Origin of the sequence: Streptomyces sp. BoleA5 (assembly GCF_000373665.1) — a bacterium.
GTDB lineage: Bacteria > Actinomycetota > Actinomycetes > Streptomycetales > Streptomycetaceae > Actinacidiphila.
Genome location: NZ_KB892124.1, coordinates 175,057 through 195,675 on the forward strand (window position 1 = coordinate 175,057; position 20,619 = coordinate 195,675).

General features: G+C 74.2%; 18 protein-coding genes and 1 pseudogene. 6 read left to right on the forward strand and 13 right to left on the reverse strand.

What is annotated here, in order from left to right; translation table 11 throughout:
* Nucleotides 1–137: 137 nt before the first annotated feature.
* Both B085_RS0130640 and B085_RS49665 read right to left on the reverse strand, forming a co-directional pair.
* The gene (locus tag B085_RS0130640; RefSeq protein WP_018562429.1) at nucleotides 138–1,577 is read right to left on the reverse strand and encodes an MFS transporter; all 1,440 of its coding nucleotides are present in this window, start codon (nucleotides 1,575–1,577) and stop codon (nucleotides 138–140) included.
* A gap of 166 nt (nucleotides 1,578–1,743) precedes the next feature.
* A complete protein-coding gene (locus B085_RS49665) occupies nucleotides 1,744–2,895 on the reverse strand; it encodes a cell wall anchor protein (protein WP_158689858.1) in 1,152 nt (383 codons plus the stop codon).
* A gap of 842 nt (nucleotides 2,896–3,737) precedes the next feature.
* On the opposite strand from B085_RS49665, the gene B085_RS51120 reads away from it, so the two are divergent.
* Entirely contained in the window at nucleotides 3,738–4,874 is a 1,137-nt protein-coding gene (locus tag B085_RS51120; protein ID WP_018562430.1) for a class F sortase, read from the forward strand.
* 31 nt (nucleotides 4,875–4,905) lie between these two features.
* Here B085_RS51120 and B085_RS48290 read toward each other — a convergent pair whose 3' ends face one another.
* Both B085_RS48290 and B085_RS48295 read right to left on the reverse strand, forming a co-directional pair.
* Complete coding sequence (locus tag B085_RS48290) at nucleotides 4,906–5,694, reverse strand: glycerophosphodiester phosphodiesterase (protein WP_018562431.1); 789 nt, start codon at nucleotides 5,692–5,694, stop codon at nucleotides 4,906–4,908.
* Entirely contained in the window at nucleotides 5,691–6,371 is a 681-nt protein-coding gene (locus tag B085_RS48295) for a YczE/YyaS/YitT family protein (protein ID WP_026251616.1), read from the reverse strand. Before B085_RS48295 ends, B085_RS48290 begins: the two co-directional genes overlap by 4 nt.
* Nucleotides 6,372–6,469: 98 nt before the next feature.
* Between B085_RS48295 and B085_RS0130665 the strand changes: the two genes are divergently transcribed.
* Complete coding sequence (locus B085_RS0130665; RefSeq protein WP_018562433.1) at nucleotides 6,470–7,960, forward strand: PLP-dependent aminotransferase family protein; 1,491 nt, start codon at nucleotides 6,470–6,472, stop codon at nucleotides 7,958–7,960.
* Nucleotides 7,961–8,035: 75 nt separating this feature from the next.
* Here the strand turns inward: B085_RS0130665 and B085_RS0130670 are convergent, their stop codons facing one another.
* Complete coding sequence (locus B085_RS0130670) at nucleotides 8,036–8,422, reverse strand: hypothetical protein (protein ID WP_018562434.1); 387 nt, start codon at nucleotides 8,420–8,422, stop codon at nucleotides 8,036–8,038.
* Nucleotides 8,423–8,648: 226 nt separating this feature from the next.
* Complete coding sequence (locus B085_RS0130675; RefSeq protein WP_018562435.1) at nucleotides 8,649–9,953, reverse strand: M28 family metallopeptidase; 1,305 nt, start codon at nucleotides 9,951–9,953, stop codon at nucleotides 8,649–8,651.
* A gap of 167 nt (nucleotides 9,954–10,120) precedes the next feature.
* On the opposite strand from B085_RS0130675, the gene B085_RS0130680 reads away from it, so the two are divergent.
* Nucleotides 10,121–10,498 carry an RNA-binding S4 domain-containing protein gene (locus B085_RS0130680; protein WP_026251618.1) on the forward strand — a complete coding sequence of 126 codons (378 nt, stop codon included), beginning with the start codon at nucleotides 10,121–10,123 and terminating at the stop codon, nucleotides 10,496–10,498.
* Between the two features lie 223 nt (nucleotides 10,499–10,721).
* Here B085_RS0130680 and B085_RS0130685 read toward each other — a convergent pair whose 3' ends face one another.
* Both B085_RS0130685 and B085_RS0130690 read right to left on the reverse strand, forming a co-directional pair.
* Nucleotides 10,722–13,034 (reverse strand): ABC transporter permease, encoded by a 2,313-nt coding sequence (locus B085_RS0130685; protein ID WP_018562437.1) that lies wholly within the window; start codon nucleotides 13,032–13,034, stop codon nucleotides 10,722–10,724.
* Entirely contained in the window at nucleotides 13,031–13,738 is a 708-nt protein-coding gene (locus B085_RS0130690) for an ABC transporter ATP-binding protein (protein ID WP_018562438.1), read from the reverse strand. Before B085_RS0130690 ends, B085_RS0130685 begins: the two co-directional genes overlap by 4 nt.
* 138 nt (nucleotides 13,739–13,876) lie before the next feature.
* Here B085_RS0130690 and B085_RS0130695 point away from each other — a divergent pair, with 138 nt between their 5' ends.
* Nucleotides 13,877–14,803 (forward strand): sensor histidine kinase, encoded by a 927-nt coding sequence (locus tag B085_RS0130695; protein WP_018562439.1) that lies wholly within the window; start codon nucleotides 13,877–13,879, stop codon nucleotides 14,801–14,803.
* On the forward strand, nucleotides 14,800–15,510 hold the full coding sequence (locus tag B085_RS0130700; RefSeq protein WP_018562440.1) for a response regulator: 711 nt from the start codon (nucleotides 14,800–14,802) through the stop codon (nucleotides 15,508–15,510). The genes B085_RS0130695 and B085_RS0130700 overlap by 4 nt, the downstream gene beginning before the upstream one ends.
* A 28-nt stretch (nucleotides 15,511–15,538) precedes the next feature.
* Here the strand turns inward: B085_RS0130700 and B085_RS0130705 are convergent, their stop codons facing one another.
* Both B085_RS0130705 and B085_RS0130710 read right to left on the reverse strand, forming a co-directional pair.
* Nucleotides 15,539–16,783 carry an MFS transporter gene (locus B085_RS0130705; RefSeq protein ID WP_018562441.1) on the reverse strand — a complete coding sequence of 415 codons (1,245 nt, stop codon included), beginning with the start codon at nucleotides 16,781–16,783 and terminating at the stop codon, nucleotides 15,539–15,541.
* A gap of 57 nt (nucleotides 16,784–16,840) precedes the next feature.
* The gene (locus B085_RS0130710; RefSeq protein ID WP_018562442.1) at nucleotides 16,841–17,293 is read right to left on the reverse strand and encodes a YchJ family metal-binding protein; all 453 of its coding nucleotides are present in this window, start codon (nucleotides 17,291–17,293) and stop codon (nucleotides 16,841–16,843) included.
* Between the two features lie 111 nt (nucleotides 17,294–17,404).
* Between B085_RS0130710 and B085_RS0130715 the strand changes: the two genes are divergently transcribed.
* Complete coding sequence (locus tag B085_RS0130715) at nucleotides 17,405–18,307, forward strand: hypothetical protein (protein ID WP_018562443.1); 903 nt, start codon at nucleotides 17,405–17,407, stop codon at nucleotides 18,305–18,307.
* 3 nt (nucleotides 18,308–18,310) lie between these two features.
* On the opposite strand, the gene B085_RS0130720 is transcribed toward B085_RS0130715, so the two are convergent.
* From B085_RS0130720 to B085_RS0130725, 3 genes and pseudogenes are all read right to left on the reverse strand, one after another.
* A complete protein-coding gene (locus B085_RS0130720) occupies nucleotides 18,311–19,072 on the reverse strand; it encodes a uracil-DNA glycosylase family protein (RefSeq protein ID WP_018562444.1) in 762 nt (253 codons plus the stop codon).
* A 127-nt stretch (nucleotides 19,073–19,199) separates the two neighbouring features.
* Nucleotides 19,200–19,409: pseudogene (locus tag B085_RS52020) on the reverse strand (hypothetical protein); the annotation flags it as partial.
* Between the two features lie 39 nt (nucleotides 19,410–19,448).
* A complete protein-coding gene (locus tag B085_RS0130725; protein ID WP_078620158.1) occupies nucleotides 19,449–20,561 on the reverse strand; it encodes a spore photoproduct lyase family protein in 1,113 nt (370 codons plus the stop codon).
* Nucleotides 20,562–20,619 lie beyond the last annotated feature (58 nt).

Consider the following 20,619-nt stretch of genomic DNA (forward strand, 5'->3'; position numbering starts at 1 on the left):
GCCCCTTTTTGTACCCATCGACGCCCGTTTTGTCACATCTAGCGAGAGATGTCACCCTGCGTTCTGGTATCTTTAGCGCGCAGTAACGGTCCGTCCGACGGCCAACGGCGTACACTACCGCGCCGCACCCATCCGTACTAAATCGTCTCGGGGACCGGATTGCCCGCGGCCTCCACGGCCCGCCGCATCGGTACCCTCGCCAGCAGCACGAACCCGATGACGAAGAACGCCACCAGGGACACGATCGCGTCCCGGTAGCTCCCGGTCAGCTGGTACGTCAGACCGAACAGCAGCGGGCCCAGCCAGCTGGTGCCCCGGTCGCTGATCTCGTACACCGAGTAGTACTCGGCCTCCTTGCCGCGCGGGATGAGGTGTGAGAAGAGCGAGCGCGACAGCGCCTGGCTGCCGCCCAGGACCATCCCGATGGCCGCCGCCAGACAGTAGAACGCCACCGGCTCGCCGGCCGGCAGGAAGAAGCCGGCCCCGATCGTCAGCGTCCACGCCACCAGCGAGCCCAGCACGGTGCGGCGCGCGCCGTACCGCGCCGCGAGCCGGCCCAGCAGCAGGGCGCCGAAGACGGCCAGCACCTGTACCAGGAGGATCGCGCCGATCAGTGCCGTCTCGTCCAGCTCCAGCTCCTCGGAGCCGTAGAGCGAGGCCTGTGAGATCACGGTCTGGATGCCGTCGTTGTAGACGAGGTAGGCCAGCAGGAACGCCAGGGTGAGCGGGTGGCGGCGCATGTCCCGCAAGGTGGAGGCGAGTTGGCGCCAGCCCTGGCGCAGTGAACCCGCGCCCTCGGCGGCCTGGCCGCCGGACCGCCCGGCCGGCGCGGTGTCGCGCAGCCGCAGCAGCGGGACGAGCGTGAAGACCGCCCACCACAGGCCCGCCGAGGCGAGGCAGATCCGCACCGCCATGCCCTTGGAGAGGCCGACCGCGTCGTGCCCGAGGAACAGCGCCAGATTGGCGACCAGCATCAACGCGCCGGCCGCGTAACCGAACGCCCAGCCACGCGAGGAGACCGCGTCCCGCTCGTGCGGTTCGGCGATCTCCGGCAGGAAGGCGTTGTAGAGGACCATGGCCGAGGCGAACGCCACGTTGGCGACGATCAGGAGTCCGCCGCCGAGGAGGTAGCGGTCCCCGGTCACGAAGAACATCGCCGTCGTCGCCGCCGCGCCGATGTACGCGAACGCCCCGAGCAGCGCCTTCTTGCGGCCCGTCCGGTCGGCGACCGCCCCGGCGAGCGGCATCACCAGGACCGACAGCAGCACGGAGGCGGAGACCGCGTACGCGAAGTACGCACCGGCGCGGACCGGTATCCCGAGCGGGTGGACGTAGCCGTCCGGGTCCGCGGCCGCCTCCGCGACGTCGGTGAGGTACGGCCCCAGGAAGACCGTGATCACACTGGTGGAGAAGACCGAGTTGGCCCAGTCGTAGAAGTACCAGCCGCGCTGTGCGCGCTGCCGCTCGTGCGCCGGGGCGGCGTCACCGTCGTGCACCGCCGTGTCCTGCGCCTCACCCGTGGTCACCCGTGGTTCCTGCCGATCCGTGTCGTGCGCCGTGCCGATGTGATCGGTCATGATGCCATCCACGGCCGGGGTGGGGGAGGGGGATCATCCGCCGGATTCCCGCGTTCACTTGGCGGACGCCTCCCGTCCGCCCGCGCCGTGCACGGGACTGCCCCCGGGCGCCGCGCGGGCGCCCGGGGGCAGTGCGGTCAGCCTGTGCCACGGAGGCCCGCGACGATCAGGCGCGACCGCCGTTCACGCGCCGACGGCGCAGCATGTAGACACCGCCACCGGCACCGGCGAGCAGGAGCGAGGCGCCGAGCAGGGTCTCCGGGGTGTTCATGCCGATGGAACCGCCGAAGCCGGTGTCGGGGCCGCCGCCGTTGCCGCCGCCGCCACCACCGCCGCCGCCGTTGCCGCCGCCCCCGCCGCCGTTGCCGCCGCCGTAACCGCCGCCGCCGTGGCCTCCCTTGCAGCCCTTGTTGCCGCGACCGTAGCCGCCGTTGTCGTCGCCGCCGCGGCCGCCGCCGTTGCCGCCCCACGAGTCGTCCATGTTGCGGCCGTCGTCGGACCCGCCGCCGAAGCTCTGCGCGGTCAGGTCGTTGCCGTTGTTGTCGTCACCTCCGTTGCTGTCGCTGTCGTTGTTTCCGCCGCCGTTGTTGTCGCGACCGCCGCCGTTGCCGCCGCCGTTGCCGCCGTTGCCGCCGTTGCCGCCGCCGTTGCCGCCGTTGCCGCCGTTGCCGCCGCCGTCGCCGCCGTTGCCGCCGCGACCGCCGCCGTTGTCGCCGCCCCCGTTGCCACCGCCGCCGTTGCCGCCGCCGTAACCGCCGCCACCGCCGCCGTGGCCGGAGTCGTCGTCGCCGCCCCACCACGACTCGCACCGGTCGTCGCCGCCGTAGCCGCCGTGACCGCGCCCGTAGCCGCCGCCGCCACCACCGTGGCCGCCGCCGTAACCGCCCTTTCCTCCGTGTTCGCCCCCGCGACCGCCGCCGTCACGGCCGCCCTCGCCGTCACGGCCGCCCTCGCCGTCACGGCCGCCCTCACCGTTGCCGTCGACGCTGACGGTCACGGTCGAGGTGACCTGGCCGTCGGTGCCGTCCGGCTCGTTGCAGGTCAGCTGGACCTGGTAGGTACCCGAGGGCGTGGCCTTGTCCACAAGGAGACGGAGGCTTGTGGTCGTGGCGGAGCCCACCGGCTCCACGCTCGGGAGGGTGGTCACGTAGGTCGGCGGCGTGATGCAGCCGCCGAGCGTGAAGGTGACGACTTCGCCCGGGGCGACACGGCCGTTGTTGGAGACGGAGACGATCGGGTCTGCGACCGCCACACTTGCCGGCAGGACGACGGCCGTGACCGTCATCGCCGCCGCTGCGAGAATGCGTGAACCACGCATGGGGGGAACCTCCTTGCGGACGGGGCAGGCGGGATCGGAGATCACCGCGACACGTACTGCGACCGCGTCCTTGAGATCCATGGCACGAGGGCGGGGATCTTCACGCACCTCGGAATCGGCACACGCCGTCCCCCGGACGGGGCATCAAGATTCCGGCCGGAACAGCGTTGTCGCAGGTGGGAGCTGTACCCAAGACCGTGTCAGAAAAATGTGAAGAGCTCGTCAAACGGGTGACCCGGAAATCCCACGGGCCCGCAGCGACGGATGCGCCGTCAGGCGACGCGCCATCAGGCGACGACACGTCAAATGCGCGGTAAGCGCGGCCGAAGAATGCGACCGCCAGCCGGACCGCCCCTACGGGGCGACCGAGTGGCGCGTGCGCGCCGCAACAGCAGCTCGCGGAGGGTGCTCTCACGCCCGATCACCGCCACCGTCCGGACGCGTCGTTCACGGCACCCCGGAACCGGCGGCCCTCCCGGGCGCCGGAAGGTCCCCGGCGGGGCCTCGGCCATGCGCACGGCAGCCCGCTCGACGGGCGGCGCCCGGCAGTCGTGGTGCGCGCGCGGTACACGACGACCGTGGGCGCGGCCAGCGCGTGCGGGGCTTCGGGGCCGACGGCACACGGGTGTTGAGCGCCCATCAGGACGCGGTCGGCATCATCGGCGCTGCTTCCGGTGGCGCAGCGCCGGTTGCCCCCGCTGCCGCAGCGACGCCACCCGATCGAGTGGGACGCACATTGCCCGGTTCGCGCTGATCCATCCGCGTTTGACGCATACTTCGGTTTACCATCATTTATGACGGACTGTCACTCATGACTGACCGGTCGGAGCCGAAGGACTGCGATGCTGCGAAACTCCGGGGATCACACCACCCCCGTGCCCTGGTACGGACAGCCCGACGCCTGGTACGGGCAGCCCGACCCCTGGTTCGGCCAGCCGTTCGTGCCCGAGCCCACCGCTGACGCGCCAGGCGCGCCCGGCCGGCCGGACCGCGCGCCGCAGCCCCCGGCCCGGGCCCGGCCCGCGGACCCGGCCGCCGCGCAGGCGGGGCAGCCGCCCAGGAAGAAGAAGCGGAAGCCGAAGGGCGAACCGGCCGCGAAGGCTCCGCGCCTGTCGAAGGGCGCGGCGAAGCCGCCCGTACCGGCCGGCGGGAAGCCTCCGGCGCCGGCCGTCGGAAAACCGCCCGCACCGGCCGGTGCGAAGCCGCCGGTCTCCGCCGCCGCGAAGCCCCCGGCCCGCTCCGGGCCGGCTGCGCCGCCCCGCCGCCGGCCGATGCGCCGTCCCGCCCGTCCGGCCGGTGGCTCCGCCGCGCGCCCCGGGGGCGGCCGTCCCCGGCAACTGAAGCTCACCCGGCGCGGCCGCGGCGCGGTCGGGGTGCTCGTGTGCACGGTCCTCGTCGCCGGAGTGGTGCTGACCTTCCAGGGCTTCACCGGCATGGACGGGCCGCCCCAGCCCTCCGCCGCCTCCGCGGCCCTTTCCGACGCGGCCGCGATCAAGGCCCCGCCGCCGCTCCCCCCGGCCCAGCCGACGCGCATCCGCATCCCCGGTGTGAGCATCGACGCGCCGATCATGAACGTGGGGCTGGACAGCCGCGGCGTGATCGCGGCGCCGCCGCTCGAGAAGGCGGGGGAGGCCGCCTGGTTCAAGGACTCGGTCAGCCCGGGGGCCCGGGGCTCCTCCGTGATCGTGGGGCACGTCGACAACGAGAGCGGCCCCGCGGTCTTCTACAGTCTCGGGGCGCTGAAGAAGGGCTCGACCATCGACGTCGTCCGGGACGACGGCACCACGGCGATCTTCACCATCTACGGCATCGAGGTGTTCACCAAGGCCGAGTTCCCCGCCAAGCGCATCTACAAGGACACCAAGGACCCCGAGCTGCGCGTGATCACCTGCGGCGGCACCTACACCAAGGGCTCGGGCTACTCGGGCAACGTCGTGGTCTTCGCCCGCATGTCCAAGACGAAGCAGGTCAAGATCTGACGGGCGCCGGCGGCCGGTCGGTACCCGGCCGTCAGGCCCAGACCCCGCGTTCGGTGAACACCGCGCGCAGGGCCTCCAGCCGGTCGGTCATGATCCCGTCCACGCCGAGGTCCAGCAGGGTGCGCATCCGGGCCTCGTCGTTGATCGTCCACACGTGCACCTGCAGGCCCAGCCGGTGCGCCGCCGCGATGAACGCGGGGTCTACGACCCGGACGCCGTACGCCCGCTCGGGCACCTGGACGCACACCGCTCCTCGCCGCCGCGCCGCGGCGAGGAGCAGCCGTTCGGCGGCACGGCCGCCGCGGGAGAGCAGGCGCAGGTCCGCCACGCCCCTGGTGCCCAGGGAACTGGCGAGCCGCGATCCACCCAGTGCCCGGGCGCGGACCAGCCGGGCCTCGGAGAACGAGCCCACGCACACCCGGTCCCACGCGCCGGCCCGGCGCACCGCCTCCACCAGGGGCTCGACCGCGGCGTCCGACTTGGTGTCCACGTTCCAGCGGGCGTCCGGGAACTCCTCCAGCAGTTCCTCGAACAGCGGCACCGGCTCCCTCCCGGCCACGCGGGCCCGGCCCACCTCGCTCAACGGCAGGTCCGCGATCCGCCCGCCGGCGTCGGTGACCCGGTCCAGGGACGCGTCGTGGAAGGCCACCAGTACGCCGTCCGAGGTCAGGTGGACGTCGGTCTCCAGGTAGCGGTAGCCGAGGTCGACGGCCCGCCGGAAGGCCCAGGCGGTGTTCTCCAGGCCGTCCGCGGTGCCGCCGCGGTGGGCGAAGGCGATCGGGGCGGGGCTGTCGAGGTACGGATGGCGTATGTCGCTCACTCCGGCAGTATGGCGCGCCCCTCCGCGGTGTCCGCCACCGACTGCCCTCCGCGTGCGACGACCACGGAGTCGTCCTGCGGCCCGGACCGCGGCAGCTCGAACAGGCGCAGGAAGAACTGGGCCAGCGGCCCGATCGAGACCGCGTAGACGACAGTCCCCACGCCGACGCTGCCGCCGAGGGCGAAGCCGACCGCCAGCACGGTGACCTCGATCGCCGTGCGCACCAGGCGGATGGAGCGGCCCGTGCGACGGTGCAGGCCCGTCATCAGGCCGTCGCGGGGGCCCGGGCCGTACCGGGCGGTGATGTAGAGGCCGGTCGCCACGCCGTTGAGCAGCACGCCCGCCACCAGCAGCGGGATCCGCACGCCGAGACCGCCCGGCTGGGGCAGCAGGGCCAGCGTCGCGTCCATCGACAGGCCGACGACGAAGACGTTGGAGACCGTGCCCAGCCCGGGCCGCTGGCGCAGCGGCCACCACAGCAGCAGGACGAGCGCGCCCACCCCCACCGAGACCAGGCCGATGCTGACGCCGGTGTGCCGTGAGATGCCCTGGTGGAGGACGTCCCACGGGTCGAGGCCCAGCGCGGCGCGCACCTGGAGGGCCGCGCTCGCCCCGTAGAGGGCCAGTCCCGCGTACAGGTGCAACAGGCGGCGTGCTGTTCTGGATTGGCCCTCCACGAGGCCCCCCTCTGGCCGTGACGACGAGATGCGCGACACTATGTGGCATGGTCCTGGGATAAATCCATGGCCAATGTGTGGAAGGTGGACCGGTAACCATGTCGCAGTGGACCGCAACGGTAGGGGTCACTCATCTCGCGCGCCTGCTCGAGCCCCGTCCGGCGCAGCGCGCCGCCGGACGCCGCGTCCCCGCCTACCGTGGGCTCGCCGACGGCATCAGGGTCCTGGTCCTGGAGGGACGCGTGCCCGTGGCGGCACGGCTCCCCGCGGAACGCGAACTGGCGCTGGCCCTCGCCGTCAGCCGCACCACCGTCGCCGCCGCCTACGAGGCGCTGCGCGCCGAGGGCTTCGCCCGGTCGCGGCGCGGCGCCGGCACGTGGACCGCCGTGCCGGACGGCCACGCCCTGCCCACCCGCGGTCTGGAGCCGCTGCCGCCGGACGCCGCCGGCACCGTCATCGACCTCGGCTGCGCGGCGCTGCCCGCGCCCGAGCCGTGGCTGACCCGCGCGGTCCAGGGCGCCCTGGGCGACCTGCCGTCCTACTCGGCCACCCACGGCGACTTCCCCGCCGGGCTGCCCGTGCTGCGCGAGTCCATCGCGGCGCGCTACACCGCGCGCGGCATCCCCACCCTCCCCGAGCAGATCATGGTGACCACCGGCGCCATGGGCGCCATCGCGGCCGCCGTGCGGCGGCTCGGCACCCCCGGGGAGCGGGTGGCCGTCGAGTCGCCGAGCTACGCCAACGTCCTGGAGCTGCTGCGGGAGAACGGCGCCCGGCTCGTCCCCGTCGCCATGCGCGAGGGCCTCGGCGGCTGGGACCTCGACGCCTGGAAGCGCGTCCTGCGCGACGCGGCGCCCCGCATGGCCTACGTCATGCCCGACTTCCACAACCCCACCGGCACCCTCGTCCCGGACGACCAGCGCCGCGCCCTCGTCGAGGCCGCCCGCGCCGCCGGCACCGTACTCGTCGCCGACGAGACGATGGCCGAGCTCCCCCTCGACGGGGACGAGTCCGCGCCGCGCCCGATGGCCGCCTTCGACCGCGGCGGCAGCGTCATCACCGTCGGCTCCGCGAGCAAGGCGATCTGGGCCGGGCTGCGCATCGGCTGGGTCCGCGCCGCCCCCGACGTCGTACGCCGCCTCGTCAGCGCCCGTGCCTACCTCGACCTCGGCTCGCCCGTCGTGGACCAGCTCGCCGTGGCCTGGCTGCTGCGCACCGGAGCGTGGGACGACGCGGTCGCCGCCCGGCGGGAAAGGGCCCGAGCCCACCGCGACGACCTGGTCGCGGCGCTGCGCGAGCGGCTGCCCGACTGGGAGTTCGCCGTCCCGTCCGGCGGCATGACGATGTGGGTGCGGACCGGCGACGTCTCCGGCTCACGCCTCGCCGTCGCGGGCGAGCGCCTCGGCGTCCGCGTCCCCTCCGGTCCGCGGTTCGGTGTCGACGGCGCGTTCGAGGGCTACATCCGGCTGCCCTTCACCGTCGGCGGTCCCGTCGCGCGTGACGCCGTCGAGCGCCTGGCGGCGGCCGCGCAGACCGTCCGCGACGGCGGCGGTTCCGAGGGCGAGGGCGCGGGGCTCTTCGTGGCCTGACCTGGCGGCGCCCGGGACAGTACACGGGACGGCCCGCCAGGCGGGCCGTCCCGGGCGCGGGGGGCGCCGTCCGGCTCAGCGGCTGTCGGGGAGTTCCGTGAGGCGGAGCCGGAGCTCGACCTCCTGGTCGCCGGAGACCGATCCCTGCTCCTCGAGGCGGAAGGAGTCGCCGAGCACCTTCTTGACCTCGCGTACGTGACGGGGGCCGCCGGAGAGGTCGGCGGTGAGGGAGCCGTCGAGGTGGACGGGGCCGAGTTCGTGGCCGTGGCTGCGGGTGTCGACGGAGGCGGCCCACACGGTCGGGTGGGAGGACCCGGGACGGGGCTCCACGGCCTCGGTCAGCGACTCGCCGGGACGCGTCGGGAAGGCGGCCTCCAACGCGCCGAGCACGGCTCCGGCGTCCTGCCGCTCGCAGCCGGTGAGGAGGACGTCGACGTGGGAATTGGTGTGATGACTGCTCATCAGCGCTTCTCCTCTCGCGGGAGGCCCGGCACGGTACGTCCGGCACCGCACGCCGCGCCCCTCTTCAGCGTAGGACGGCGACCGGGTACCCGCAGCGGGCGCCCCGCGCGCCGCCGCGTAGGGCGAGGGTGGGGTCACGTTCCGTCGCCGCCCGCGTGGGCGGCGCCTGCGGCGGTCCGGGTTGCGGTCCCCGTGAGGGAACGGGGACCGCCACCGGCGCGGGCGGCTAGAAGGTCAGCTTCCAGCTGTTGATGTAGCCGGTGTCCTGGGAGGCCACGTCCTGCACGCGCAGCTTCCACGTGCCATTGGCGACCTCGCTCGACGCGTTGACCGTGTACGTGGCGATGACGTTGTCCGCGGAGTCGCTGCCGCTGGAGTTCTTCAGCCGGTAGCTGCTCCCGTCCGGGGCGACGAGATCCACGACGAGGTCGCCGCGCCAGGTGTGCCGGATGTCCACGCCGACAGCGAGGGCCGAGGGGGCGTTGCCGCCGATCCCGCTGACGGTGATCGAGGACGTCACGGCCGCGCCGTTGTCGGGGACGCTGACGTCCGCGGTGTTCTCGAAGACCGTGCCGGGCGGGGGAGCGGTGGCGGTGCCCAGGGTCCAGATCGCGTTGGCGATCGCGTCGCTGTTGTTGTCGAGCGCGGTGTCGTTGATGTTCGACGTCGTGTCGCAGGACGAGTGGTAGCAGCGGTCGAAGGCCTGTCCGGCCGTGCCGCCCCACTTCTGCGCCTGCGCCGAGGTCTTGGTGTAGTCCGCGCCGGAGAACAGCCCGCCGACCGGGATGCCCGCGCTCTTGAAGGGCGCGTGGTCGGAGCGGCCGTCGCCCTCGGTCTCGATCTCGGTCGCGATGCCCTTGGCGGCGTACCAGTCCTTGAAGACCTTCTCGAGGGCGGAGTCGTCGTCGTAGACGAAGTAGCCCGGGTTCGGCGAGCCGATCATGTCGAAGTTCAGGTAGCCGTCGATCTTGGCGCGCTCGGTGGAGGCCAGGCCGTTGACGTACGCCCGGGAGCCGACCATGCCGAGTTCCTCGGCGCCCCACCAGCCGAACCGCAGGTGCTTCGTGGGCTGCAGGTTCTCGCGCGCGACGGCCAGGGCGGTCTCCAGGACCGCGGCGGAGCCGGAGCCGTTGTCGTTGATGCCCGGCCCCGCGGTGACCGAGTCGAGGTGCGCCCCGGCCATGATCACGTGGTTGGTGTCGCCGCCGGGCCAGTCGGCGACCAGGTTCCAGCCGGTGGCGCCGCTCGAGGTGAACTGCTGCAGCACGGTGGTGTAGCCGGCGGCGTCGAGCTTGGCCTTCACGTAGTCGATCGAGGCCCGGTAGCCGGCTCTGCCGTGGGCCCGGTTGCCGCCGTTGGCGGTGGCGATCGACTGCAACTGGCTCAGGTGCGCCTTGACGTTCGCCACCGGGATGTCGGGGGCGGCGGCGAGGGCGGTGGGCCGCGCGGAGGCGGGTGTCGCGGAGGCGGTGAGCAGGGCCGCCGCGAGCGCGGTGGCGGCGCCGGCGGCGACGATCTTGAATGCGGGCACAGGTCACTCCGGTGTGTGGGGGATGGAGTTGCGCGGGACTGTGCGGGCGGTACGTCGGCACTTTTGACGTGTGCATGCCTGCGCGCATCCTGTGGCTCGCGGTGCCTCCCGTCAAGAGCGCATACCGGACACCGCGTTCCGGGAACCGGGCGCGCTAGGGTCGTGACATGGCTGACGACGAGGGCCCTGTGCGGGTCGACGCCTGGATCTGGTCCGTACGGCTCACGAAGACGCGCTCCATGGCCGCCACCGCGTGCCGTGCCGGGCACGTACGGGTCAACGGCGAGCGCGTCAAGCCCGCGCACGCGGTCCGCCCCGGTGACGAGGTGCGCCTGCGCGGCGTGGGGCACGAGCGGATCGTCGTCGTCACACGTCTGGTGCGGAAGCGGGTCGGCGCCCCCGTCGCGGCGGAGTGCTTCGTCGACAACAGCCCTCCGCCGCCCACCCCCGAGCAGATGCCGGCGCCCGTCCTCCGCGACCGCGGCGCGGGCCGGCCGACCAAGCGCGAGCGGCGGGACATGGAACGGCTGCGCGGTACGCGCTGAGGCGTGCGCGTGCTCGGCCGGGCCGTGACCCCGGCGTCCGCTTCGGCGAGCGGCGCCGCGCCGTGGGAAGGCACAACTCCGCACGGTGACAGGCCGGTGCGGGGAGCGGGCGGTGCCACGGCTCCCGACCGTGGTCCGGGTGCCGCAGGCCGCGGCATGAGCCCCTGCCGCCGGGGCAGGGGCTCACGGGGTGGTGACCCGCGGACGAACCGCGTTCGCGCCGTCACTCGTTGTGGAGCACCTGGGCGATCGTCAGGCGGGCCGCGCGGCGGGCGGGGAGATAGGCGCCGAGGACCGCGATGGCGATGCCCGTGACGGCGAGGGCGGTCAGGGCCGCCGGGTGCCAGACGTCCGTCATGTACGGGGGGAGGGTGGTGTCGACGGCGTCCGCCATGCGCGGGACGACCTGCCCGTAGGCCCAGATGCCGAGCGGGACGCCGAGCACGGAGCCGAGGGCGCCGAGTGCCGTCATCGAGGTCGTCATCATCACCGTGACCTGGCGCGGGGTCATGCCGATGGACTTCAGCATGCCCAGGTCGCGCCGCCGGTCGCGGGTGTTGAGGACGACCGTGTTGAAGACGCCGAGGGACGCCACGACGGCCAGCATCGTGGTGAGCGCCGAGGCGGAGCCGACGACGGTCTGGGTGATGGTGTTCGGGCCCGTGATCGCCGGGTCGACGCCCGGGTCGGCGGCCGCGGCCGCGCGGGCGTACGCGGACGGGTCGGTGCCGTCGCGGAGCTTGACGTGGTAGGCGATGGGCCTCTCCTCGGGGGCGAGTGCCGTGAACGTCGTCCAGTCGGTTGCGAGCAGTTCGCCGTTGGTCTCCATGAACGCGCCGACGACGGTCGTCTCCTGGCTCCGCCCGCCCTTCTGCAACCGCACCTCGTCGCCGACCCGCAGCCCCGACTGCCGGAGCCAGGCCGTCCCAGCGACGACCTCGCCGGCCCGCCGCATCCAGCGGCCCTCGGTGAGCACGCTGTCCAGTTCGGGTCCGTCGCCACGGCGGCCCTCGAGCATCGCCTTCCGGGCGGAACCGGCGACCGTCACCTCCACGTCCCCCCGGGCCGTGATCCCGGCGGCGCCGGGCAACGAGGCGAGCAGGGAGTGGAGTTCCGGGTCGGAGTGCTCGGGCCCGACGAGCTTGCCGTGCCGCACGGCGCTCGCGTACACCGTGACCTGGTAGGCGTCCCGGCCCGCGTTGCCGAACCGGGTCATCGTCGTGGCCAGACCGGAGGCGAACGTCACGGTGGTCACGCCCAGGACCACCGCCGCCACCGTCAGGGCGCTGCGGCCGGGCCGGGCGAACGGCAGCCCCACGCCGAGGCTCACCGAGCGCGGCAGCCGGCTGCCGGCCAGGCGCCGCTGCACGCCCAGGGCGCGGCCGGTCCGCGGGGCGGTGCCCGCGCTGATCGCCCGCGCCGCGGAGAGCCGGCGCGCGCGCAGCGAGGGGGCGAGCGCGGCGAGGACGCAGACGGCGGGCATGCCGAGCAGGGCGAGCACGTTCACCCACGGCGCGATGCCGACGCTGTCATGGAAGACGCCCGCGTCGGGCCCGGTGAACGTGAACCGTAGGAACGGCGCCGCCAGCAGGTTCCCGGCGACGACGCCGGCGGCGCAGCCGAGGACCGCGGGCGCGGTCACCATCGCCAGGTACACCGCGAGCACCTGCCCCGGGGTGAACCCCAGGGCCTTGAGGATGCCGATGTGCCGGAAGCCGGAGATCACGGCACCGCTGACCACATTGGCGACGATCAGCACGGACACGACGATGCCGAGGATGCCGAAGGCCGACAGGTACGGCGCGTACGCCCGCGCCGCCGCGCCGATCCGGTGCTTGAGCGTGAGGTACGACTCGGAGCCGGCGAGGGCGCCCTGCGGGAGCCGCGCGGTCACCGCGCCCATCCGCTCGCGGAGCCGGGTGTCCGACGACGCGTCGGAGAAGCGGAGGAGCAGCTGCGTGGTGGCCGGGTGCAGCGCGTCGATCTGGGAGGGTGCGACCCAGGCGTCCGCGGTACGGCTCAGGTCGAAGGCGAAGCCGACGATGGTGAGCGTGGGGCCGGAAGGGACAGGGATCCGTTTGCCCAGGTCGTCGGCGGTCCAGTCCGACTGCCGGTTGAGGACTACCTCGCCGGGCGCGGTCGCCCAGCGGCCCGCCCAGAGGTCGAGCCGGTCCACCTCGCCGCCCGGCTCCGCCCGGCCGACGACCGTGACCTCGCCGAAGACCCCGTACTGCGCGGTGTCCCGCGGCAGCGCGACCGTGGCACGGGGGAACGGCCCTTCGACGGCCTCGACGCCGGGATCCCGCGCTGCCCGCGCCAGTTGCGCGTCCGAGGCCACGGACCGGTCGAACGCGGCGACGACATGGGGCCCGCGCTGCTCGCCGAAGGCCTTGTCGAACGGCGCGGAGGCCGCGTCGACCAGTCCGAGCGCGACGACGATCGCCCCTGTCGAGGTCAGCGTCACCAGAGCGATGACGAGGGTCTGTAGCCTGCGCCGCCGTACGGCCGCCCGCGCGGCCCGCCACACCGCCCTCATGCGGACGGCTCCAGGGTGTGCTGCCCGGTCACCCGGCCGTCGGCGAGGGTGATCAGGCGGCCGGCGCAGCGGCGCGCCAGGTGCTCGTCGTGCGTCACCAGGACGAGCGTCTGGCCGATCTGGTTGAGGTCGAGGAGCAGGTCCATCACCTGCTCGCCCGCGCGGCTGTCCAGGGCGCCGGTCGGTTCGTCGGCGAGCAGCAGGGCGGGCCGGTTCATCAACGCGCGTGCCACGGCGACCCGTTGGCGTTCGCCGCCGCTCAGCACGGCCGGGTGGGCCTTGGCGCGGTCCGCGATGCCGAGTTCCTCGAGGAGTTCCATGGCGCGGCGCCGGGCGGGACGGGCCGGGGTGCCGGTGAGCTGGGCGGCGAGCGCGACGTTGTCCAGCGCTGACAGGTCGTCGACGAGGTTGAAGAACTGGAAGATCATGCCGATGCGGCGTCGCCGGTACAGGGCGAGGCCCTTCTCGCTCAACCGCCCCACGTCCTCGCCGTGGACCAGCACGGTGCCGCCCGTGGGGCGGTCGAGACCGGCGATCATGTTGAGCAGGGTGGACTTGCCGCACCCCGAGGGACCCATCACCGCGACCGCCTCGCCGGCGCGGATCTCCAGCGTCACGCCGTCCAGTGCCGTCGTCTCGCCGTATTCCCTGCGTACGCCGTCGAGTCGTACGACCGTCTTCCCGCTGCTGTCCTCAGTGACCATGCACAGGACGCTAGGCGCCCGGCGCGGCCCGGACATCCCTCCCCGGATGGCATCTTGGCGGGGATCTCATCCCGGGGACGCAGAACCCTGCATCCAGGGGCTGATGCGCCCGTGTTGATCGTCTGCGAAGGTGGACCCGTGGCGATCGGGGAGCCGGACGTGCTGGTGGCGGCGCTGGGGGTGGCGTGCGCGGTCGCCGTCTGCCTGGCGGTGGCCCTGGTGCGCACGCGGCGCCGCTGGCAGTCGGCCCTGGGGGAGCGCGGCTGGCTGCTGGAGCGGGAGCGGGAGAGCGCCGCGCGCACCGCGGTGGCGGCCGAACGGGAGCGCATCGCGCGGGAGTTGCACGACATCGTCAGTCACAACGTCAGCCTGATGGTGGTGCAGGCCGGGGCCGCCCGCGAGGTGCTGGGCACCATGCCGGACGAGGCCGCGGCGGCGCTCCGGTCGGTCGAGGACGCGGGGCGCGGCGCCATGACGGACCTGCGGCACATGCTGGGACTGCTGGCGCCGTCCGCGGGCGGCGGGGACGACGAGGGCGGGGAGCGCGATCCGGACGGGGCCGGCGAGGGCGGCGCCGTGGCGCTGGCCCCGCAGCCCGGCCTCGACCGGCTGGGGATGCTGGTCGACCGGGTCTCCTTCGCCGGGCTGCCCGTCGAGGTGCGCGTCGCCGGGGAGCCGCGCCCGCTGCCGCAGGGCGTCGACGTGACGGCTTACCGCATCATCCAGGAGGCGCTGACCAACGCGCTCCGGCACGGTGACGGAGGGAGGGCGGAGGTGACGGTGCGGTACGCGGAGCGCGCGCTGCGCGTCGAGGTGCTCAACACCGGCCCCAGCGTGCTGAACGCAACCGGAACCGGAGCAGGGCCCGGAACCGGAACCGGAACAGGGCCCGGAACCGGAGCAGGGCCCGGGGCCACCGCCGCTCCGCGCCGCCGGGAAGGCACCGGGCGCGGGCTGCTGGGCCTGCGTGAACGGGTCGCGGTGTACGGGGGAGACCTGGACGCCCGGCGCCGTCTCGGCGGCGGTTACCGGGTCAGGGCGCGCATCCCGCTGGACCGGCCGTGACGGCGGCGGAGGGGGCGTCCCCGCGTGTGCTCGTCGCCGACGACCAGAGGCTCATCCGGACCGGCTTCCGGCTCATCCTCACGGCGCGCGGCATCACGGTGGTCGGCGAGGCGGCGGACGGCGCGGAGGCGGTCGCCGAGGCCCGCAGGCTGCGGCCGGACGTCGTGCTCATGGACATCCGCATGCCCACCATGGACGGCCTGGAGGCCACCGGCCGCATCCTGGAGCAGATCCCGGAGTGCCGGGTGCTCATCCTCACCACTTTCGACCTCGACCGCTACGTCTACACGGCGCTGTCGGCCGGGGCGAGCGGCTTCCTGCTCAAGGACGTCACGCCCGAGCACCTGGCGGCGGCCGTGCGGCTCGTCGACACCGGGGACGCCCTGCTGGCGCCGTCGATCACGCGCAGGCTGGTGGAGCGCTTCGCCTCCGGGGCGGGGGCCGCGCAGGACGGTCCTTCGGCCCACGCCGGCCTCGCCGCCCTGACGCCGCGCGAACGGGAGGTCCTCACGCTGCTCGGCCGAGGCCTGTCCAACCTCGAACTGGCCGCGGAGCTGACGCTGAGCGAGGCGACGGTGAAGTCGCACGTCGCCCGCATCTTCGCCAAGCTGGCGTTGCGCGACCGGGCCCAGGCGGTGGTCCTGGCCTACGAGACCGGCCTGGTACGGCCGGGCGGCCCCGGCGCCGCATCCTCCCCCGGGCGTTGACCGGCCGTCCTCCCCTCCTTCGCCCGCCTCAGACGCGGTCGGCCGCGGGGACGGGGTCCGGGGCGGCGAGGCGCCGCCGGTGGGGCAGCAGGAAGGCCGTCCCCAGGATGAGGACGCCGGCGGCGGCGACGGCCGTACGGGGACCGGTGACGGCGGCGAGCAGGCCCCAACTCGCCGTCAGCGCCGCGATGGTGGCGCTGCTGGTGACGGACCACGCCGACAGGACGCGGGCGACCTGGTCGGCGGGGCTGTGCTCGAGCCGGTAGGTGGCGAGGACGGGGTTGAACACCCCCACGCACGTGACCAGGCCGAACTCGACCAGGATGACGAGCACCAGTCCCCACGGGCCGGGCCGGACGAAGGCCAGGCCGACGAGCCAGCAGGCCCTGAGGGCCCCGCTGGCGACCATCACGCGGCGCTGCCCGTACCGGGGGACCAGCCGCCGTGAGAGCCGGGAGCCGACCAGGCCGCCGAGGCAGGGCACCCCGAAGGCGAGCCCGTACTGCCAGGGGGCGAATCCCAGGTCGCGCAGGAGGAGGACGGCCAGCAGCGGTGCGGTCGCCATGATCAGGCCGTTGACCAGGGTGGTGTTGAAGAACAGCAGGCGCAGGGTGGGGTGGCCCAGGATGCGCCGCCAGCCGTCGAGCAGGTCGCCGGGGCGGAAGGGCAGCGCCGTCTTCGGCGCCGGTGGCGCGTCCTCACCGCCCATCGCCCGGATGCCGAACGCCGACAGCAGGAAGCTGGCCGCGTTCACCACGGTGGTCACCAGGGGCCCGAACGCCCCCACGGCGAGACCGCCCGACGGCGGGCCGAGCGCCGTCGCCGTCCACATCGTCGACTCGAAACGGCCGTTGGCGCTCAGCAGGTGTTCCGGGCGCACCAGCGCCTTCAGGCAGGCTCCGCTCGCCGCGGTGAACACGACGTTGGATGCGGCGACGACGATCGACACCAGGACCAGTTGCAGAAAGGTCAGCACCCCGGCCAGATGGGCCACCGGGAGCGAGAGCAGGACCGCGAACCTGAGCAGGTCGGCGCCGATCATCACGGGCCGTTTGCGGCGCCGGTCCACCCAGGAGCCGAGCGGGATCGCGATCAGCGCCGCACCGGCCAGGCCTGCCGCGGACAGCAGGGACACCTGCGCCGGGCTGCTGTCCAGCAGGCGGATGGCGATGAGCGGGAAGGCGTCGAGCGCGAACCACGTGCCCGCCATGCTCGTGGCGTACGCCGTCCACAGCCATCCGAATTCGCGCCCCAGCGACGGCCCGCGCTCCACGACGTCCTCCCCGCTTCCGTTCCTCGCCCCCGGCTGTCCTGTAGTGCGGTTCGGGGCTCAGGGCAGGGGCGCCACGTAGACCCAGGCGCCGTCGTGGCGGACGAAGCGGCTGTTCTCCTCCATCACCTCGTGCTCACCGCGCACGCCGTAGTGCGCGCGGAAGGCGACGGTGCCCTCGCTGTGGAAGGCGCTGCCGTCGGTCGTGGCGAGGATCTCCAGCCGTTCCCAGCGCACGTGGTGGTCGAGGTCCAGCTCCGCGGGCCGGGTCTCCGGGTGCCAGGTGCGCAGCACGTACGCCGCGTCGCGCACCGCGTAGGCGCTGTAGCGGGAGCGCATCAGGGCCTCGGCGGTGGGGGCGGCGGCATGGCCCGAGTGGTACCGGCCGCAGCAGTCGCCGTACGCGGCGGCCAGCCCGCAGGGGCAGGACGCGCCGGGGGAGTGCGGCACTGGGCGGGTGTGGGGGCGCGGGGCGGAACGGCGGCCGGGGCGGGACTTGGGCATGCCGCCCATTGTGCACCGCCGCCGCGAGCCCGCCCGCAGGCCCCGTGACCACCGGCGATTCCGCCCGGGTAGCCTGCGGGACGGCAAAGATCTCCGCCCGCCCGACCCCGAGGAGCCCCCGTGCCGCAGCCGAGGATCGCCCTGGTGACGACCGCGCACCTCCCGGAGGGCACCGTCGACCGCGACCTGCCCCTGCTGCGGGACGCCGTCTCCGCCGCGGGCGCCGAGGCCGCGGTCGTGCACTGGGACGATCCGGACGTCGAATGGGCCGGATTCGACCTGGCGCTCATACGCTCGACCTGGGACTACACCTGGCGCACCGGGGAGTTCCTGGCCTGGGCGGACCGCTGCGGTGCCGCGACCACCCTGCTCAACCCGCCCGCGGTCGTGCGCTGGAACTGCGACAAGCGCTACCTGGGCGAGCTGGCCTCCCTCGGCGTTCCCGCGGTCGCCACCCGCTACCTGCCGCCGGGTGGCGGCACCGGCGGGCTGCCCGCGGACCACGAGTTCGTGGTCAAGCCCGCGGCGGGCGCGGGTGCCCGCTATGCCGCGCGATATCGCCCCGGGCAGCACGAGCAGGCGCGGGCGCACGTGGCGAGGATGCACGACGAGGGCATCACCGCCATGGTCCAGCCCTACATGCCGCGGATCGACACCACCGGCGAGCGCGCCCTGGTCTTCCTCGGCGGCCGCTTCCTGCACGCCATCGCCAAGAACGCCGTGCTCTCCCCGGACACGCGCTACGACCAGCGCAAGGTCGCCCACCCCGGCGTGCGCCCATGGACTCCGACGGAGGCCGAACTGGCCGCCGCGGAGCGGGCGCTGGCCGCCGTTCCGGGCAGGCCGGAGCTGCTCTACGCCCGGGTGGACCTGGTCGACGCCGAGGACGGCACGCCGCGCGTGATGGAGCTGGAGCTCATCGAGCCCAACCTGTTCCTCAAGGACCACCCGGACTCGCTGCCCGAGGTCGCCGGAGCGATCGTGCGCGCCGCGGGCCGAGCCGCAGGTCCCGCGGCGGGCTGAGCCTCAGCGGGTCACGGGCAGCCCGGCCCGCTCGCCGGCCGCCGCCAGGACCTCGCGCAGCATGGCGGGGGTGAGCCGCCCGGTGAAGGTGTTCTGCTGGCTGACGTGGTAGCAGCCGTACAGGTGCAGCGGCGGCTCCCCCTCCGTGGGGGCCGCCAGTTCCACGTGCGCGCCGTGCCCGAAGCGCGGAAGCGGGCGAGGCAGCCGGTACCCCGCGCCGCCGAGCACGGGCAGCAGCGCCTGCCAGCCGAACGCGCCGAGGACGACGATCGCGCGCAGCGTGGGCCGCAGCATCTCCAGTTCGCGCACCAGCCACGGGCGGCAGGTCAGCCGCTCCCGCGGAGTGGGCTTGTTGTCGGGCGGCGCGCAGTGGACGGGCGCGGTCACCCGCACCCCGTACAGCTCCAGGCCGTCGCCGCGTTCCGTGGAGGTGGGCTGGGAGGCGAGGCCGACGGCGTGCAGGGCCTCGAACAGCACGTCGCCGGAGCGGTCGCCGGTGAACATCCGGCCGGTGCGGTTGCCGCCGTGCGCCGCGGGGGCCAGACCGACCAGGGCCAGCGCGGCGTCCGGCGGGCCGAAGCCCGGCACCGGACGGGCCCAGTACTCCCACCCCGCGTAGGCGCGGCGCCGGACCCGGGCGGTCTCCTCGCGCCAGTCGACCAGCCGCGGGCAGGCCCGGCACCCGGTCAGCCGCTCGTCGAGCACGGCCAGGTCCTGCGCCCGGGGGGCGGCGAGGGCGGGGAAGTCCGCCGATTCCTGCTGCACCTGCGTGCCGTCCCTTCGCGGCCGGTACGGCGCTCGTACGGCCCGCCCCCACGCTACCCAGCCCCCGGCCCCGCCGCAGGAGGCGGCGGGGCCGGGGCACGCGGCGGTGCGTACGCGGGGTTGAGGCGCGGGCGGGCTCCGGCTCGGCCGCCGGACCCGGCGCCTCGACCTCGTCCGCCGTGTCGGCGGGGCGCAGCCCCTCGCCCTCGACGTCGACGTTCGGCAGGATCCGGTCCAGCCGGCCTGGCAGCCACCAGGCCCGCCGGCCCAGCAGTGCCAGCACCGCGGGGACGATGGCCATCCGCACGACGAAGGCGTCGAAGAAGACGGCCGTCGCGCTGCGTCACGCCGTGGGCGGGAACTTCCGCGGGGATCCTCAGAAGGCGTAGCGAACACGGAGCCACGGCGCGTGCTCCGCGGCGAGCGCCAGCAGCCGGCGTACGGACGCCGCCTTCTCCGCCGCGCGGTAGCGCACGTTGAGGTCCCCGTTCTGCGAACGCTTGGGCTCCTGCAGCCCCGGGCGCCACAGCAGTTCCTCGGCCCGGGGGTGCCAGCCCAGGTTGACCTCGTGCAGCCCGGCGTTGTGGGTGAGCATGATCACCTCGGCCGCTGCCTGGGACTTCACCGCCGCCGGAAGGACGTCGTCCAGGTGCCGGAACAGCTCCGCCCACGCGCCCTGCCACCCGGGGCGCACCACGACCGGCGACAGGTTGAAGTGCACCTCGTACCCGGCCTCGAGGAAGTCGCCCGCGGCGGCGATCCGTTCGGCCACCGGGCTGGTCCTGACGTCCAGCAGTCGGGAGTCCTCGGGCGGCATCAGCGAGAAGCGGATCCTCGTACGCCCGCGGGGGTCGAACCCCAGCAGGTCGGGGTTGACGAACTTGGTCGCGAAGGACGCCTTCGCCGTGGGCCACCGCCGGAAGGCAGCCACGAGGTCGGCGGTGTTGTCGCAGATCAGGGCGTCCACCGAGCAGTCGCCGTTCTCACCGACGTCGTACACCCACGCCCGCGGGTCGCACTGGTTCGCCTCGGGCTTGCGGCCCTGCTCGGCGACGTGCCGGGCGATGCGGCCGACGATCCGGTCGATGTTGGTGAAGGTGGTGACCGGGTTGGCGTAGCCCTTGCGGCGCGGAACGTAGCAGTAGGCGCAGGCCATGGCGCAGCCGTTGGAGGCGCCGGGCGCGATCCAGTCGGCGGAACGGCCGTTGGGGCGGACGGCCAGCGTCTTCTTCACCCCGAGGACCAGGGTCCGCGTCTTCACCCGCACCCAGCGTGCCGCGTTGCCCTCGTTGCCGTGCAGGCCCGGGATCCGCCAGTGCGACGGCACCTCGACGACCTCGGCGTCCGGGAATCGGGCGAGGATCTCGCGCCCCCGCGGGGAGGCGGCCGCTTCCGGCTCGGCGTACACGGTGCCGACGTCCAGCAGGCGTGCGGCTGCGGGGGAGTCGCGGAACGACGCGCCGCCCGCCGCCGGCTTCCGCGGGGGCATGACATCGTCGAGCGGGAACAGCCCGTCGGGTTCCTGTGCCACTGTCGCGAGCCTACCC